The 15,863-nt window shown below is 63.2% G+C and carries 11 protein-coding genes and 2 tRNA genes; 11 read left to right on the forward strand and 2 right to left on the reverse strand.

Annotation, left to right across the window (positions count from 1 at the left end; genetic code table 11):
- The first annotated feature begins 516 nt into the window (after window positions 1–516).
- From FJQ56_RS20585 to FJQ56_RS20595, 3 genes are all read left to right on the forward strand, one after another.
- Entirely contained in the window at window positions 517–5,211 is a 4,695-nt protein-coding gene (locus FJQ56_RS20585) for an RHS repeat protein (protein ID WP_140011499.1), read from the forward strand.
- A gap of 81 nt (window positions 5,212–5,292) precedes the next feature.
- On the forward strand, window positions 5,293–5,916 hold the full coding sequence (locus tag FJQ56_RS20590) for a hypothetical protein (protein ID WP_140011500.1): 624 nt from the start codon (window positions 5,293–5,295) through the stop codon (window positions 5,914–5,916).
- Window positions 5,917–5,994: 78 nt separating this feature from the next.
- Window positions 5,995–6,384 carry a DUF6572 domain-containing protein gene (locus FJQ56_RS20595; RefSeq protein ID WP_140011501.1) on the forward strand — a complete coding sequence of 130 codons (390 nt, stop codon included), beginning with the start codon at window positions 5,995–5,997 and terminating at the stop codon, window positions 6,382–6,384.
- 280 nt (window positions 6,385–6,664) lie between these two features.
- Here FJQ56_RS20595 and FJQ56_RS20600 read toward each other — a convergent pair whose 3' ends face one another.
- Both FJQ56_RS20600 and FJQ56_RS20605 read right to left on the reverse strand, forming a co-directional pair.
- Window positions 6,665–8,134, reverse strand: a complete 1,470-nt coding sequence (locus FJQ56_RS20600) for a hypothetical protein (RefSeq protein ID WP_140011502.1) — start codon at window positions 8,132–8,134, stop codon at window positions 6,665–6,667.
- A 448-nt stretch (window positions 8,135–8,582) separates the two neighbouring features.
- The gene (locus tag FJQ56_RS20605; RefSeq protein WP_140011503.1) at window positions 8,583–11,900 is read right to left on the reverse strand and encodes an NACHT domain-containing protein; all 3,318 of its coding nucleotides are present in this window, start codon (window positions 11,898–11,900) and stop codon (window positions 8,583–8,585) included.
- Window positions 11,901–12,312: 412 nt separating this feature from the next.
- On the opposite strand from FJQ56_RS20605, the gene FJQ56_RS20610 reads away from it, so the two are divergent.
- From FJQ56_RS20610 to rpmG, 8 genes are all read left to right on the forward strand, one after another.
- The gene (locus tag FJQ56_RS20610; protein WP_140011504.1) at window positions 12,313–12,507 is read left to right on the forward strand and encodes a hypothetical protein; all 195 of its coding nucleotides are present in this window, start codon (window positions 12,313–12,315) and stop codon (window positions 12,505–12,507) included.
- Window positions 12,507–12,911 (forward strand): TadE/TadG family type IV pilus assembly protein, encoded by a 405-nt coding sequence (locus FJQ56_RS20615; RefSeq protein WP_246084284.1) that lies wholly within the window; start codon window positions 12,507–12,509, stop codon window positions 12,909–12,911. The genes FJQ56_RS20610 and FJQ56_RS20615 overlap by 1 nt, the downstream gene beginning before the upstream one ends.
- Window positions 12,908–13,366, forward strand: a complete 459-nt coding sequence (locus FJQ56_RS20620) for a hypothetical protein (protein ID WP_140011505.1) — start codon at window positions 12,908–12,910, stop codon at window positions 13,364–13,366. The genes FJQ56_RS20615 and FJQ56_RS20620 overlap by 4 nt, the downstream gene beginning before the upstream one ends.
- Window positions 13,347–13,802 (forward strand): pilus assembly protein TadG-related protein, encoded by a 456-nt coding sequence (locus tag FJQ56_RS20625; RefSeq protein WP_246084285.1) that lies wholly within the window; start codon window positions 13,347–13,349, stop codon window positions 13,800–13,802. The genes FJQ56_RS20620 and FJQ56_RS20625 overlap by 20 nt, the downstream gene beginning before the upstream one ends.
- A 73-nt stretch (window positions 13,803–13,875) precedes the next feature.
- On the forward strand, window positions 13,876–15,285 hold the full coding sequence (locus tag FJQ56_RS20630; protein ID WP_140011507.1) for an amidase: 1,410 nt from the start codon (window positions 13,876–13,878) through the stop codon (window positions 15,283–15,285).
- Between the two features lie 107 nt (window positions 15,286–15,392).
- Window positions 15,393–15,465 (forward strand) — tRNA-Thr (locus FJQ56_RS20635).
- A gap of 17 nt (window positions 15,466–15,482) precedes the next feature.
- Window positions 15,483–15,559: transfer RNA gene (locus tag FJQ56_RS20640), tRNA-Met, on the forward strand.
- Between the two features lie 49 nt (window positions 15,560–15,608).
- The gene (gene rpmG / locus FJQ56_RS20645; protein ID WP_140011508.1) at window positions 15,609–15,779 is read left to right on the forward strand and encodes a 50S ribosomal protein L33; all 171 of its coding nucleotides are present in this window, start codon (window positions 15,609–15,611) and stop codon (window positions 15,777–15,779) included.
- The last annotated feature ends 84 nt before the right edge of the window (window positions 15,780–15,863 follow it).

Consider the following 15,863-nt stretch of genomic DNA (forward strand, 5'->3'; position numbering starts at 1 on the left):
ACGCGGCCTTGGCAGGTCCGTTTCGTGGCGGGGTGGGTTGTCCCCGATCGGGCACCTACTGGGCGACGCCCGCCGCGCAACAACCTGGCGCTCGACCTCGTCGGCGACCGCTGAAGCGGTTCGTGTCCTCAGAACCGAAGGGGGAGCCAGCCGGCTTCGAGCAGGTCGAGGACCTTGCGCCCGAACTCGGCCGGGTAGCCCTGTCGTCCCACCTGTACCTCCTGGTCTCAGGAACAGATCCATAAATTCTGACTCCTTCAGACCCGGGACACACCAGTCTCCACTGAACCCGGCAGGCGACACACCATCATCAGGACCGAGGTCGCCGACACCGGTGCCCCCAACGGCTACCGCGGCGTTGACCAATACGAGCTGGACCACGATTGGTACAACCCAGCAGACAGCGCCGACACCTTTGACAACGTCCTTTGGCTCAAGTCCATCCAGCACACCGGACTTGATGGCGACACTTCCGTCGCGACCCCGCCGGTCAGGCTCCTTTACACCGGCGAGACAATGAACAACCGCGTCGACAGCACAGGAGATGCGAAGCCGCCGTTGGCTCGTCCGCGCCTCGGCGAGTTCATCAACGAAGCCGGCGGCATCACCACCATCCAGTACTCACCGCAGCAGTGCGATCCCACGAACCCACCCTCACCGGCCACCAACACTCAGCGGTGCTTCCCGGTCTACTGGGCACCATTCGGCGGAACCCCAGCCATGGACTGGTTCAACAAGTTTGTCGTCACCGGAGTGACACAGAACGACACCACAACCGGCGACCTCATCCAGACCAACTACCAATACGCCGGAACTGCCGCTTGGCGCTACGCGGACGACCCGCAGTTGCCGGACGCATACCGCACCTGGTCGGACTGGCGAGGATACAACCGGGTCGACACCCTCGTCGGACGTAGCGACCAACAACGTTCCATGTCCTCGGAGTTCTACCTGCGAGGCATGGACGGTAACCGGACCGCCTCAGGTAGCACCTCCCACGTGGTTGTCAGCGGCCTGGACGCCCCGAGCATCACCGACAGCAACGAGTTCGCCGGTACGGCCTACGAGAGCGTCCTCTTCAACGGAATGAGTGCAGCGGGCGTAGCCGGTAGCAGGATCTCAGAGTCCATCTCCACTCCATGGAGCAGGCAGACCGCTTCGACGACGCAGGTCGGAGGAACCATCGACGGCAAGACGGCATCCCCCGTCGAACTAACCGCAAGCTATGTCGACACGCAGACAACGGTCGACCGGACCTTCATGTACGGCTCGCCCGTTACCAACGCGACCTCGCGCTCGACCACCCACCAAATCCTGCAGTGGGACTCCTACGGCATGCCCATCCGCTCGGAGTCCTATGCGACCCCTGACGAGGCAACACCGACGACTCACACCGACGCTCAATGCGCCACCATCGCCTACGCACGCAATCCCGCACTGAACCTCGTCGCACTCATCGCGCGCACATTCGTTCAGTCGGTCGCCTGCGCCAGTGCCGACACAGCGACGCTCCCCACCGACAAGACGACGTCGGGGTCCGTCATTAGCGACACCTATGCCACATACGACGGTGCGACGAGCTGGCAAGGACAGGTCCCGACCCTCGGAGATGCGACCGCCACCTACCGCGCAGTTGGGTACAACGACGGCACGCGAGAAGCGACAGCGCTGCAGCAGGTAGCTGACGTCACCTATGACGCCCTCGGCAGGCGAAGGACCAGTACGGATACAAACAGCGGCACCACCACCACGGAATACAACCCCGTTGGCGCGGGTGTTCCGATCTCAACCACAAGCAAGAACGCGAAGGGTCAGCCCACCGTCACGACCTGGGACGGCGCACGCATGTTGCCCCTCACAGTGGTCGACGCCAACCAGAGGACGACCGAGAACACCTATGACGCAATCGGACGGCTGACCGCCGTCTGGGACCCTCGCTACAGTCGCGCGCAAGGCCAGGCGGCTAGTCAAAAGTTCGCCTATTCGATCGGTGGGACCGCTGCTGGAGACGGACATGTAGCCGGAACCTGGATCGCCACCTACGTTCCGAAGGGCCCCACCGGAACGGCCTACAACGTCAGTTATCAGGTCTTCGATGCGCTCCTGCGCGCCCGCCAGACTCAGAAGCCCTCACCGCAGGGTGGTCAAATTCTCACCGACACCACCTATGACGATCTCGGTCGCGTAGCGACCAGTTGGACCGATGCCTGGGACGACCAACACTCGCCGACCGGCACTCGCTACGTCCTCGGCTACGGCGGCGCCGACCAGACCGACAACACGTTCGACGGAGCAGGCCGAATCGTCAAAGCGACTGAGAGCTGGACCGTCCCCACCCCTGGCACGTGCGCCCCCAACTCGACACGCTGCAGCCGCTCCACCACCACCACCTACACCGGTGACGCCACCACCGTCGTGCCCCCACCCGGTGGCCTCGCTACTACGACTGTCGTCGACGCACTCGGCCGCACAACGCAGAACATCACCTACCCAGGAAACGACCCCACTGCGACTGGGGCAGTCAAGAACGTCACGGCATACGACGCTCAGGGTCGCCCCAAGTCCGTGACAGGCCCAGACCAGCTGTCGACGACCGTTGGGTACGACCTCTTCGGGCGAACAGTGTCCAATTCCGACCCTGCCTCCGGTACCTCCACGACGACCTACAACGACAACGACCAGGTCATCGCGACCAAGGACGCACGCGGACAGCAACTCAACTACACCTACGACATCTTGGGTCGCGCAACCGGCCTCTACCAGGGAGCGAGCGCCACCAATGCCAGCGAGCTCGCGTCCTGGTCGTACGACGCAGCCGGACAACTTGGGCAGTTGAGTTCGACAACCAGATACGTCGGCGGGAACGTCGCGTCGGGACGTGCCTACAAGTCAACAGTCAACACCTATGACTCGCTCTACCGGCCAACCAAGACCACGCTCACGCTGCCCGGTAACGACACTCTGGTCACCGGGGCGAACCTGCCCACGACGGTCAGCCACACCGAGTCCTACAACCGGGACGGAACCGTCAACACCCTCGGGGAGCCAGCGATTGCCGGCTTGCCTGCCGAGACAGAAACCTATGGGTACGACAGCACGGGCCTCGGCCTCCCGACCACTCTGAACGGTGCGCAGGGTGTGGTGCTCTCGACCGGCTACACGCCCTTCGGAGATATCTCCACGATGGCCCTCGGTGCTGCAGGGACGAGCAACTCCCAAGTCAACTTCGCCTACGGCTATGACGGTCTCCGCCGCCTGACCAGACTGCAGACCACCGATCCCGCCTCCAGCGGCTCTCACCTCATCAACGCGTCATACGCGTACAACACGGCCGGTCAGCTCACGAGCGTCTTCGACTCAGCCGGCTCCGGAAACACCCAGAACACCTGCTACAGCTACTCGAGTTTCGCTCGGCTTTCAGCCGAGTGGACCCCCAGTTCGGCCAACTGCGCAGCTCCGACCAAGAGCACCATCGCCGGCGCAGCGCCCTACTGGACCAGCTATGGCTTCAACACGACTGGAGCCGGACAGCGAACCACCAAGGTGGACCACTCCTTCACGGGCGGGCCGTCATCTGACACGACTACGACCTATACCTACGGCGGCACGTGCAACTCCAAGACGCAGAGTTCTCGCGTACTCACCAACGTAAGGAAGGTCGTCGGCAGCACGACTGCCAACTATCCGTACTGCGTCGACGCGAGCGGTGGCCAGACGACCTCTGCAACCGTTACAGGAGCGGCCCGCACGATGGCCTGGGACGGGGAGGGACACCTATCGAACCTTGTCCAGGGCAGCGGCACGAGCGCAACCAAGTACACCTACGTCTACAACACCGACGGCAGTCTCCTGGTCAAGAGACCCACCGACCCCGCAGCGGCAGGGACGACCACCCTGTACCTAGGTGACACCGAGGTCGAGGCGACTCTGTCGTCGAACGGCACCTGGGCCCTGAAGGGGACCCGCCACTACACGGCATTCGCAGGAACGGTCGCGGTGCGTACCGCCACCCCGAGCACCACCAGCACTCTGACGTTCCAGGCCGCTGACCCACAAGGCACAACGAATGTCGAATGGTCATCAACCGCCCCCGGTGTCACCCGGGCCAAGCGGTACACCGACGCGTTCGGCGTCCCCGTCAACGTATCCACGTGGGCGGACGCTCGACGTTTCCTGAGCCTGCCCTACGACTCCACCTTGGGGCTGTCACACCTCGGAGCGCGCGAGTACGACCCGCAAACGGGTCGGTTCATGTCAGTGGACCCTGTGCTCAACGCGGCCGACCCGGTCTCCATGGACAGCTACGGCTATTCCGACCACGACCCGGTGAACAGCAGCGACCCCGAAGGCACCATCTGCACCGCCAAACCGGACCCCGACAACGGGTCCTGCCCCGCGAACCAGCCGACGGCCCCGCATACGACGCACCACAGCGGCTCGGCTCCGGCTTCCAACACGCCATCGTCCACGCAGTCCGCGCTTGTCGAGCAAATTGCCCAAGAGAAGGAGTTCATCAAGAACATCAAGATTCTGATCTTCGTCCACCAACAGGACATTCAGCGAGCCACCGCGCGTCTCGAGCAGGACTCTGGCGGTGAACTGAGCAAGTCCGACGTGATCTTGGCGGCGCTTGCCCTCGGCCTCTTCGTGTCAGACGTCGTTGCGCCAGAGCTAATCCCTGTCGAAGCCGGTGGCGAGGCCGAGCTCGCCGAACTAGCAGAGGGCGAAGGCGCAGCCGGCATCGCTGCCGCCGAAGCAATCCCCTTCGAACTTGAGGCGGAGCTGACCGAACTAGAGACCCTCAAGCTCGATGTCACTGCTGAGGAGAGCCTTCTTGCAGACAACCAGGCTGCCCTTAAGGCCCTAGGCGGCGTCGGACCCGTGAACCAGGGCGAGGCTGGTGTGCTGAAGACCATTGCGGACCTTGAGGCCGCCGGGGGTCGCGTGATCCAGCGAGAGGTCACGTTGGACGTGAACGGGGTCCGCACGAGGCCTGACCTCTACGTCGAGTTCCCCAATGGCGAGAAGGGATTCATCGAGGTCAAGACCGGAGAGGGTGCCCGCCTGACGTCGAACCAGACTACGGCGTATCCCGGCATTCGTACTGGTGGCGCTATCCCGAGGGGAAAGAATGCCGAAGAGGCCGGCCTGGAGGTCGGAAGGCCCCTGCCGGCCATGCGCGTGTGGATCGTCAGACAGCCGTGGCCGTAACTGCGGCGGGTTGACTCACCGCAACGGGGGTATCCTCCTGACGATTCCCGTCCTTTCACTAATTTTGAGATCGAGAGAAGCATGTCCACGAGTTCGGTGTTGGCGCAATTCAAGGAGCCACTGACGAATCTTGGATTTAGAAAACGCGCGGGAGCCATATATACGATCGAGTTGGATGAGGGTGTCATCGGCTGGGTGGGCCTGGGAACATCTACGCGATACCAGCAGCCAGGACTCGTGTTGGTCAGTCCGAGAGTTGGGGTGCGCCACCAAGGGGTCCACAAGATCATTGCCGACATTCGAGGTGAAAAGTTCCATCCTTACCTACCTCCGACGGTAAGCATCGGACTCGGCTATGTCATGCCGGATGATTCCTACAAGGATTGGGCTGTGTCAGAGGACCCGGTCAGCCACGCATTCGTTAGCGAGGCCGTCGACGCGATCGAGAGATACGGATTGTCTTTCATGCGGGAGCATTGCGGCCTCGATAGAACAGATTCTGAAGCTGAGCGGCTCTCTGCCAATCCAGAGTACGTTCGACCGGTCCTCAAGTACCTACTTCACGGCCCAGATCCCGCCCTGGAGGAGATCCGCGCCCGCGCTTCGAAGCTCGGTGGCGCGTCCGATCCTGCCTCGCAACTGCTTCGTGAATTCCTCTCCGAATTAAGACGCCGAGTCTTGGATGGCACCATCAGTGAATCGTGACAATAGTGAATCGACTGGCTCCGTCGGCGGTCAGATGGGGTGACGACGACGTAACTCCTCTGCGAGTATCCTGAGCCAATGGCACAGGAGAGCCCGGAAGCCGGGCTGCTGGATCCAGGCACAGTCGACCTGATCGTCGAGGCGTCCGACGGGGTTATTGAACTGCTCATCGTTCAGAGTTATCCGTGGTCGGGCTCAGAGAGCCAGATCAAATCGCTCCAAGACAAGATTCACAACTACGTGGGGTACGCGCTCGATGGACAGATGAACCGAGACGAATCCATGACGGCTGATCGTCCGTGGCGCATCGTCGTGGCCTCGCGTCAGGGCCGCCCTGACGTGCGAACGCAGAAGGTCCTCGACACTCTTGCCGAGGTGCTCCCTCGTTATGGCGGCGGGCTGATCTCCCGGTACGACCGGCGCCCAAAATTCACGCAGCGACCTGCCGGTGGTGCGCTGTGCCGCTGATACTTGTCCACAGATGGCCAGCGGCGGAAAACGCGACCTATAACCGTGGCGCAATCCGAGCGGCTGTCTACCTCCGATCCCGTACAGACGCCCGCAGGGGTGGTACCCCCACCCCAAGGTGTCGCCGGGCGTTGCCGACTGGATTCATCTCGACAAACCAATCCGGAGCATGAAAGTAGGACTTTCCCGCACCCCCTTCCCTGCGGCTCTTCGATCAAGCCTCCAAACGCCGCGTCTGACGCAGGACCCCGGCAGACTAAGTATTCGTAAGACCAGTCATTCAAATTCCCCGAGGAGGACGACTTGCGTCCGCGGAAAGTCGCCGCCGTAGGACATCCGGTTGGGCGAGGAGGTCGAGCATATAGAGCCAAGCCAGCAGCGCGACGTCATGCGGGACTAACCCGTCGTGACGAGCGAGGAGAGTCCGGCTCAACTCGATGGAACCCCGAGTAGGCCCGTGACCGTGTGTGGCATTTCGCAGCATTTTCAAGTATTGAGCGGCCGCAGCTGACGGAGTCTCGGCTCTTCCAGTGGAGGGTTCCACCAGTACGCGACCATCTGGTTCTAGTATGAAGAAACCGCGTTGCAATTCTTCTAGCGCCTCGACGGCGCGCCGCGCACGGGGCAGGAGAATCGGCTTAGCCTCGTCGGGGATTCTGTCTTCGAGAGACTGCAGTCGCTTCCTAGCGAAAACAGAACTGCAGTTAGTTTCGATGCTGCGGCCAGCGAGCTTTTCGACCGTGTCTAGGACTGAGAACAACAGAACCTGTCGAGCGTTGAGATCGTGGTAGTTGACTTGTATCGACGTGACTCGGCGAAAGAGCTGTTCCACGGAGAGGATTGCTTCAAGCTGCGCCGCAGCCTGGTGATCGCCTGCATTGTCGGCGAAGACCGCAGGATCGGAGACTACTGAGAAGAGCTCATTTAGGCGGGAACTCCACCAACTGAGTGCGGAGGGAACCGCGCTCGCAGGAAGGTCAGAGAACTCGGTCGCCGAGTGGGCGCCAGGTGTGCTGATCGTCCGCAGCAAATCCGGAGCCGTTGGAGTGGTGCCGGAAACGGGGCGGCCGAAGGAATAGATGATCGGTCCACGCCCCCGGTGGGCAGCGAAACCCCAAACTCCTGGGCTCAGAGCGCCAAGCAGCGGCCCGATGTAGGCGTCAAGCATGTAATAGCCAGAATGGAGTCCGGCGGCGCTAGCAAATGCCCCACGGGCCGAGTCGGTGTGCTGGCCAAGCACACCGGAAAGGTCACCAGCGGCGAGTTGCGGATCATGCTGTATGCGCAACATGACTGAGACGATCTTGATTCGGTGCAACAGTGCATCATCCCGGCGAATTGCGTAAACCCCGGCGTGCGGGAACGGAGTTTCGCCGTCTTCCGCCGCAGGCATCTCACGGATCTGTTGCCACGTGGCTTCCGCCTGAGCTGGGAAGTGGCTCATCGTAGTTCCCATGGACGCCAGTTGATGAAAGGCAGCAAACGACGCCAGGCTTCCTCCTTCTGCGTCTATCCGCCGGAGTTCTTCGTCGCGCGCAACCTGAGACCGGTCGAGGACATCAGCGTCGATTGAATCCACCGACATCGTCGAGAGCGACGATGCGGCGCCACGTGGAGCCGTAGGACCGAGCGCACGCACCAGTGTTAATAGATCGGGGCGCGACCGGCTATAGCTTTCCTTGGCCCGGACAAGCACTGTCCCGTCTGACTGTTGCCGTGTGATGAGGTGCGCGGCATCGAACAGACCCATTGGGTTTCGTCCCCAAGCCCACTGGGGCACTTGCATGCGGACCCAGCCTTGAGGCGTTGGTCTACCGGCATCAGCCATGGGCTAACACTAGGCGTCTTTGGATCGAATCCGCCCAAATTGACGTCTGAAAAGTTCGTTCGCACGCGTCCCGCCGTCCGGGCTGATTGCGGCGCCGGGGACTGACGGTCATCTCTTGATGACGCCCCAGCATCGTCGCTCGACCAACAGTGCGTCGCCTCAAACCGGAGGTTGACCCGTCGCAACGTCCCTTAGCCAAGACTCGCCGCGCGATGCTGACGGGCCCTTTGGCAGCCAGCTATGGCGTGCCCCCCGGTGCAGTTAACGCTTGATGGAGGCCATTACCTGACAGGGTTCTTGAAGCATTCGAACTGCGAACGCAATTCGTAAGGACTGAGTTGTTGACTCTGCTCAGTCCAGAAATCAATCGTTAATCCCGGACGTAAATCGAGCGATGGACCGGTCGGCCGGTAGTCATGGAGAGTGTGAATCCAGGTATCTTCAGTTCCTCCGTCGCCCTTCCCCAGAACTCGATGCGTTCCAGTGAAGGAAACTCGTCCGAATCGAATCGGTCGATATCGAGGACGCTCGAAAGATCTGTAGTCGAAAGCATTGGAAACTCGATCTCAACCAGTTGAGGCATAGGCCCAATTCGGTTCATCGTCTCAGCAGGTAAGTCGATGCTCACGACGCCGACTCCGCCACTCACTACCTGAAACCGGTCTGCGGGCCCCGAGAGGGTGAGTTCAGTGACGCTGGGTGGCACATGAACCTCGACGGAAGCCGCGTCAGCACCAACGTAAATGCCCAGAGTTTGAAGAGCAGTAGATGAACCGATCGAACTAAAGTCCTGGATACGCGGCGCGTGGGATATTGACAATTGGTTGGCAGCTATGTCGTCGGGCAAGTTCTGAAGAGACCGCCCCCCGATGCGGAGTTCAGTTAATGACATTCCGCTGAGATCGTTCAGGTGAGTGACGCCAGTCCCCCTCAAGTGAACCGATTTCAGATGGTGCAGCGTGGATAAATCAGAGATGTCGACAAGGTTGGGGTTGTGGTCGAGCCAAGCGAGCTGCAGGTCAGTACATGCCGAGATTCCGTCAGTGCTTTCCAGAGTGTTCGTGTCTTCCACGTAACACACCAGGAGTCGCGGAAATTTGTGCAACTCTCGGAAGTCGCGCAGAGAACGTGCTCGGCAGAAGTTTAGGTAGCTGACTCGATCCGAACTAGCGATCTTTGACAGGTCGCCCACGCCTCCCGGCAGGTCGACTCGGATTTGCCTTGCTTTTTGGAGGTAATGGACGTTATCGAGTGCTTCGGTCGAGCTGACGGTGATTGCGCCATAGTCGAGAGGGCTGGACGCCAGCACTTCGCGGGCATATTTCTCTGGGTCGAACTGTCCCCAAGCTCTAATCAGCTGCCGAGCTACCGTGACCCGATTGTCGGATGAGTAAGTCTTGAGTTGCTGGAGGGCCTCCTCAGACCCAATCAAGCTCAGAGCGCGAACACACGCCGCCGCAGTCGTCGCCAACATCTGCCTGGAACGCGCGAGTCGCGGGACTGCGAGTGCGCCTGCGGACGCGACCGCAGTCGCGTCGGTCATGTTTAGGGGAGGTACAACCTTATCCAGGCACTCGTTGATAGCTTCTTGAAGTTCCGGTTTAAGGACCGGCGACGTTTCAAGGCAGGCCACGGCCAAAAGGTACAGAGAGTGACGGTGCTCAATCTCGTTTTGTCCCCGCCTGATCAAGCCCTCTAGGAGTTCATATCGACGGGCTGCGCTGGCGTGGCCAGCGCACATGATGACTACCTCGCGCCAGTCGCCCATGTGAGCCTGGTTGATGACTTTATCAATGGCGTCGTCTTCGATCAGCTGAAAAGCAGCAAGGTATTCCAAGAACGTTCGATGAACGAAATCAACCCGACCTTCAACAGGAGTGCGGAGCACTTCCGAACGGGTAAGCAAGTTGGTTGTGATGTCCCGTGGGTTGCGCGAACTGCTATGTGGCAGTGAGGTGATCTTTCGTCGAACTCGGGTGCCGAGTAATGCTTCCTCCGCGTCGGCGAGACCACTTTCGTGCAGCCAGAGGGCAAAGTCGGCAAGGAGGGCCCGCTTCTCCTGATAGGTAAGACCTTCGCCAATCGACGAGTCGATGCGGCGTTCTTCGTCTCGTTTGGAGACGAGCATCAGCAGAGCAGTTTCATAAAGTTCCATTCGGTTTTGCGGGAGTTTTCCGACGTTCTGGCGGTGCATGGCGCAGACCAGCGCACACAAAAGTGGGGAGGTGCACAGCATCCTGATGGCGTCAGCCTCGCCCAGCGATTGCAGCAGTTGTTCTCGAGCTGCCGCGATTGCTAAGCGCTCGTCATCGTCTTTCGCTCCCTGTGCGGTGGCTTCGTGCCAATGGGTGACAAAGGCTCGGACGTCCGAACGTTGCATTGGCAATAGCTCCGTGTAGCCAAAGTCGTCGATGTCCTCCCATCCGCCTGAGATTGCAAGTGGACGAGCGGTGACAATAAATCTTGCCTGCGGAAAGTTGCCAATGAGGTCGAGCAACCACTGCTTCGCGTCTTCCCGTTGTGTTTCGGGCAACTCATCTAGTCCATCAATTAGGACGACGGCATGACCTGCAGCTAGTACTCGGTGAACCCATCCGGATGGCATCACGCCAGCTAGCGACTTGTGATGTACACCCAAGAATTCCTCAGGAGCTGGCAAGTCACCATTTGCATAGCGCCGCAACGGCAATAGAAATGGAATCGATCCGTTCCACGAAGCAAGTTCACCGGAAAAGCCCGCCTGACTAGCAGTTACGGCGACCCACTGTAGAAGCGTGGTCTTGCCTGACCCTGCCGTTCCGCCAAGAACGATCTTGGACTGTCCATTTAACGCGGCCTCGACGCGGAGGGTGTCGTTTGCGACGTCCCCTGGCGGCTTCATAGTTGCGTCGTCATCGGGCTGCTCGGGAGTTCGGCTTCGGAAGGTGTCCCGTCCGATGCCTTTGGCATTAGTTGTTGGGGCGGTCGCGGTAAGAGATATGTATGCCACAGACAACGAATACGAACTTCGGATGCTTTGGTCTTTAACGCCAAACAGTTGGAGGTGATCGTGCTTTTGCACTACATCTTTCAGGTACTTGCTAGAAAACACGTCATCTGCGGAACCGCCGCCCCACGATTCAGGCATCGTTCGCGGCAAACGTTCTAGCACCTCGGTGGTCAAATCAATGAGGCGGGTGGACCGTGTCAACAGTTGACGTGCAGCGAGAGACGCAAACTCCGGTAATTGGGAAGTTATGGCGACGATGTAATGGCAGCATTCAGTCAGAAGAAGGTCGTACAGGGCTGTTCCGGCGCTACCCAAACGTTCGTCGGCCGCGGCCGTAGGGTGCCACCTGCGCAATCCGGACTCAAGCGTTGTGGCGTCGAGGTCCAGCTCTACGACGTCCAAGCGATGATTGACGAAGCTTCGTTCCAGCGTCGTCACGACCGCCTGTGCGGCTGCGGCACGTTCGCCTTGATCGGCCCCTCGGAATTCTTGTTCGATGAACGGTTCGAGGCGCTCGGCGACGATTTCGGCTACCTCTTCGAACTGCCGACTTGTTCGCCGGCCCTCCGCTCCGTCAAGCACCGAGTCTCGAACGAGGTCAAGAAGATCGGCGGCAGGGTCCGCGAACACCGTGTCCTTGAGCCATGCTCCAAAGATCCACTTGGCAACCATCGTTCCCAGTGCAAGGCCGGTACTCATATACGTCGTTCCTCGGTCTCTTGTTGGCGGTGCAGAGACGGTCTGAGAAGCACGTCTGTGTTCCCGCTTGGTCTAGGGGTTTGTCCATTGTGACGGTGGGTTGCGTTCGGCGTACGGAAACTGGCTGCTTGGGCAGTCTGTGGTCGGGCGGCGGTGGCTCCAGATCTGACCGCAAGAGCCGCTGGGCGCGAACCGACGTGCTTGAGCGACTTTCTTGCAAACGTTGGCACGAGTCTGCAGGCGGTGCGCCACAACTGAACGAATCGAACCCCGCCACCGGGGCACGCGGGCACCGCTGTGCCCGTCGATGATGCCCTTAGTTGGCAGTAGGCGTTCGCATTCTGGCCCGGCTACGTCGGGCTGTCCCTGACCGTGTGACCCACCACCACCCCCACTCTCGGAAGGAACCACCATGGGGAACGTCAACGATCTGCTCGTCCGCCTCTACCTGGTGCTAGTCGTGCCCGATCGCCCCAAGGAGCGCGGCGACGTGCCCGGGTGGGTGCTCATCACGGTGATGAGCGCCGGCATCGTGGCGGTGTTGGGGGTGGCCGCCAAAGAGCAGCTGTCCTCGATGCTGAGCAATGCTCTGTCCAAGGTGCAGTAGTGGGCGGACCGCGCCGCCGCACCCGCTTGCGTGGCGACGAGCGTGGCGCGGCGGTCGTCGACTTCGTGCTGGTGCTGGTTGTGCTGCTGCCGCTGGTGCTGGGCATCTTCCAGCTGGGCCTGGTGCTCCACGTGCGCAACACCCTGGCCTCGGCGGCGGCCGAGGGGGCGCGCTACGCCGCGGCGCAGGGGCGCGGCGAGGCCGACGGCGAGGCGCGCACCCGTGAGCAGGTCGAGGGTGCGGTGTCGGGGAAGTTCGCCGAGGACGTCGTCGTACGCCGGGTGGTGATCGGCGGGGTGCCCACCATCGAGGTCGTCGTGCGAGCCAAGGTCCCCGCGCTCGGGCTCGGCGGCCCGGCGGTGGAGGTCGAGGTCGCGGGCCATGCCGTGCAGGAGCAGCCGTGACCGCCCGCACCCGCGACGAGCGGGGTTCCGCGATCGTCGAGACGGTCTGGCTCGGGATCCTGCTGCTGGTACCGCTGGTCTACGTCGTGCTGTCGGTCTTCGAGGTCCAGCGCGGGGCGTTCGCCACCACGACCGCGGCCCGGTCGGCGGCGCGGGCCTATGCGCTCGCGCCCGACGACGCCTCGGGTACGACGGCTGCCAGGGCCGCTGCTCGCCAGGCCTTCGACGACCAGGGCCTGGAGGGGACCAGCGTGACCGTCCAGGTCACCTGTGCGCCGTACGCCGACTGCCACAGCGGTACCTCGATGATCACCGTGCGCATCGATGCCGACGTCACGCTGCCGCTGCTGCCCGACATGCTGGGTGGCAGTCGGCCGTCGTTCGCGCTGGATGCCACCCACACCGTGCCGATCGGGCAGTACCAGGAGATCACCGGTGCCGCGGTCGCGCCGTGAGCCCAGGAGCCGCGACGAGCGCGGGTCGGTCACCCCGCTGATCATCGGGTTCGCGATCGTGCTGCTGATGGTGATCGCGGTCGTGGTCGATGCCAGCGCCGCCTTCCTGCGCCGCCAGGACCTCGCCACCCTGGCCGAGGGTGCCGCGCTGCAGGGCGCCGACCTCGGTGCGGAGGGGGCCGAGGTCTACGACGGCGGCCTGAGCGAGGAGCCGTTGCGGCTCACCGAGTCGACGGCGCGCGCGGCGGTCGCGGCCTACCTCCGCGACGTCGGCGCCTACCGCGACCACCCCGGCCTGACCTTCACCGTGACGGTCCTCGGCTCCCGCATCGAGGTCCGGGTCACCGCCGAGGCCGAGTTCCCGCTGACCTTCCCGGGCGTGGCCTCGAGTGCCCGGGTCACCGGCACCGGCTCGGCGATCGCCGACCCGGAATAGCGCAACGGGCGCGCCACCTGAGCCGAGCCCAGCCCACCGCCGGCCTCGTCGCCACACGTACTAGCGTCGGTGCATGAGCGAGCCACGCCGCGTCAGCGCGGTCACCGACGACGCCCTCGGCACCCTCGACACGGTGGGGCTCGTGGCGGCGATCCAAGGTGGTGAGGTCGGGGTCCGCGAGGTGGTGGAGGCCGGCGTCGCCCGGGTGCGGTCCGTCGCCGACGACCTCGGGGCGATGGCCTACACGGCCTACGACCGTGCCCTGGTCGAGTCCCGGGACCCGCGCGGCGGGTTCTTCGCCGGCGTGCCCACGGTCGTGAAGGACAACTGCGCGGTGGCGGGGATGCCGACCCGGGAAGGCACCGACGCCTGGGTCCCGCGGGTCGAGCGTGCCGACGGCGACTTCGCCCGGATGTACCTCGCGACGGGGTTGGTGCCGCTCGGCAAGAGCCAGCTGTCCGAGTTCGGCTTCTCGGCCACCGCGGAGCACCCGCGCCTGGGACCGGTCCGCTCGCCGTGGTCGCTCGACCACCCCGCCGGCGCGTCCTCGGCCGGGTCGGCGGCGCTCGTCGCGTCGGGCGCGCTGACCATCGCCCACGCCAACGACGGCGGCGGGTCGATCCGGATCCCGGCCGCCGTCAACGGCCTCGTCGGCCTCAAGCCGACCCGGGGGCGGCTGGCGCAGGACAAGACCCTGCGCGAGATGCCGGTGCGGATCGTCTCCGACGGCGTGATCACCCGCTCGGTCAGGGACACCGCGGCGTTCTTCCGCGAGGCCGAGCACGTCTACCGCGCCCTGTCGCTGCGCCCCGTCGGCGACATCACGCGCCCGGGCCGCAAGCGCTTGCGGATCGCGGTCAACACCACGGGCGCGGGCGTCGGCGCGACCCCCGAGGTGAGTGCCCTGACCCTCGAGACGGCCGCGCTTCTCGAGGACCTCGGCCACCACGTCGAGGAGGTCGCGGCGCCGGTGCCGCCCGGGTTCCGTGACGACTTCCTGCTCTACTGGTCGTCGCTGGCCCTGGTCCTGGTCCGCACCGGACGCCGTCAGCACGGACGCTCGTGGGACCCCTCCCGCCTCGACCACCTCACCCACGGTCTCGCGCGCCACGCCGCGCATCGCCTGCACCGGCTGCCCGGGGCGATCCGACGGCTGCGGCGCTCCACGGCCCTGCTGGCGCAGCACCACGCGTCGTACGACGTCACCCTGACGCCCACGCTCGGCGCGGTCACGCCCCGCCTGGGCCACCTCGACCCCACCCAGTCCTACGAGACGGTGATCGAGCGCCTGGTCGAGTGGGTCTCCTTCACGCCGCTGCAGAACGCCACGGGTGATCCGGCCATCTCGCTGCCGTTGGCGACCTCGGCCGAGGGCCTCCCGGTGGGCATGATGTTCGGGGCCGCGGCGGGTCACGAGGCCGTGCTGCTCGAGCTCGCCTACGAGCTCGAGGAGGCCCGTCCGTTCCCGGTCCTGGGCCGGTGACGACGCCTCCGGAGGCGCCTCGCAGACCTCGCCGGAGGCCGTCCCTGCGCGGTGTGGCGAACCGATTTCACGAACCCTCCGACCCGTGTGTATCGTTCTCCGTCGTTGCCCCTTTAGCTCAGTCGGCAGAGCGTCTCCATGGTAAGGAGAAGGTCTACGGTTCGATTCCGTAAAGGGGCTCTCACCACTCGCACCACGGCGGGGTAGCTCAGGTGGTTAGAGCACACGACTCATAATCGTGGTGTCGCGGGTTCGAGTCCCGCTCCCGCTACCAGCACGATTTCCAGGTCCATCCATCACACCAGTTCGGCAGAGGAACCACCGTGGCCAGCAAGTCCTCAGACGTCCGCCCCAAGATCACGCTCGCCTGCACCGTGTGCAAGGAGCGCAACTACATCACCAAGAAGAACCGCCGCAACGACCCCGACCGGCTCGAGCTGGCCAAGTTCTGCCCGCGCTGCCGCCAGCACCAGGCGCACCGCGAGACGCGCTGATCCCTCGACCCACCGGTCGAGCACCGCTCACGCACCGTCGTCCGACCCGCTGCCCCTCGAGGGCGGCGGGTCGCTCGCTTTTCG

It is taken from the genome of Nocardioides plantarum (genome assembly GCF_006346395.1).
Taxonomy (GTDB): Bacteria; Actinomycetota; Actinomycetes; order Propionibacteriales; family Nocardioidaceae; genus Nocardioides; species Nocardioides plantarum.

Excerpts from the sequence above, each read along its gene's own strand:
- FJQ56_RS20585 (WP_140011499.1), top strand. The coding sequence starts at position 517 with ATGAACAACCGCGTCGACAGCACAGGAGATGCGAAGCCGCCGTTGGCT.
- FJQ56_RS20590 (WP_140011500.1), top strand. The coding sequence starts at position 5,293 with ATGTCCACGAGTTCGGTGTTGGCGCAATTCAAGGAGCCACTGACGAAT.
- FJQ56_RS20595 (WP_140011501.1), top strand. The coding sequence starts at position 5,995 with ATGGCACAGGAGAGCCCGGAAGCCGGGCTGCTGGATCCAGGCACAGTC.
- FJQ56_RS20600 (WP_140011502.1), bottom strand. The coding sequence starts at position 8,134 with ATGGGTCTGTTCGATGCCGCGCACCTCATCACACGGCAACAGTCAGAC.
- FJQ56_RS20605 (WP_140011503.1), bottom strand. The coding sequence starts at position 11,900 with ATGAGTACCGGCCTTGCACTGGGAACGATGGTTGCCAAGTGGATCTTT.
- FJQ56_RS20610 (WP_140011504.1), top strand. The coding sequence starts at position 12,313 with ATGGGGAACGTCAACGATCTGCTCGTCCGCCTCTACCTGGTGCTAGTC.
- FJQ56_RS20630 (WP_140011507.1), top strand. The coding sequence starts at position 13,876 with ATGAGCGAGCCACGCCGCGTCAGCGCGGTCACCGACGACGCCCTCGGC.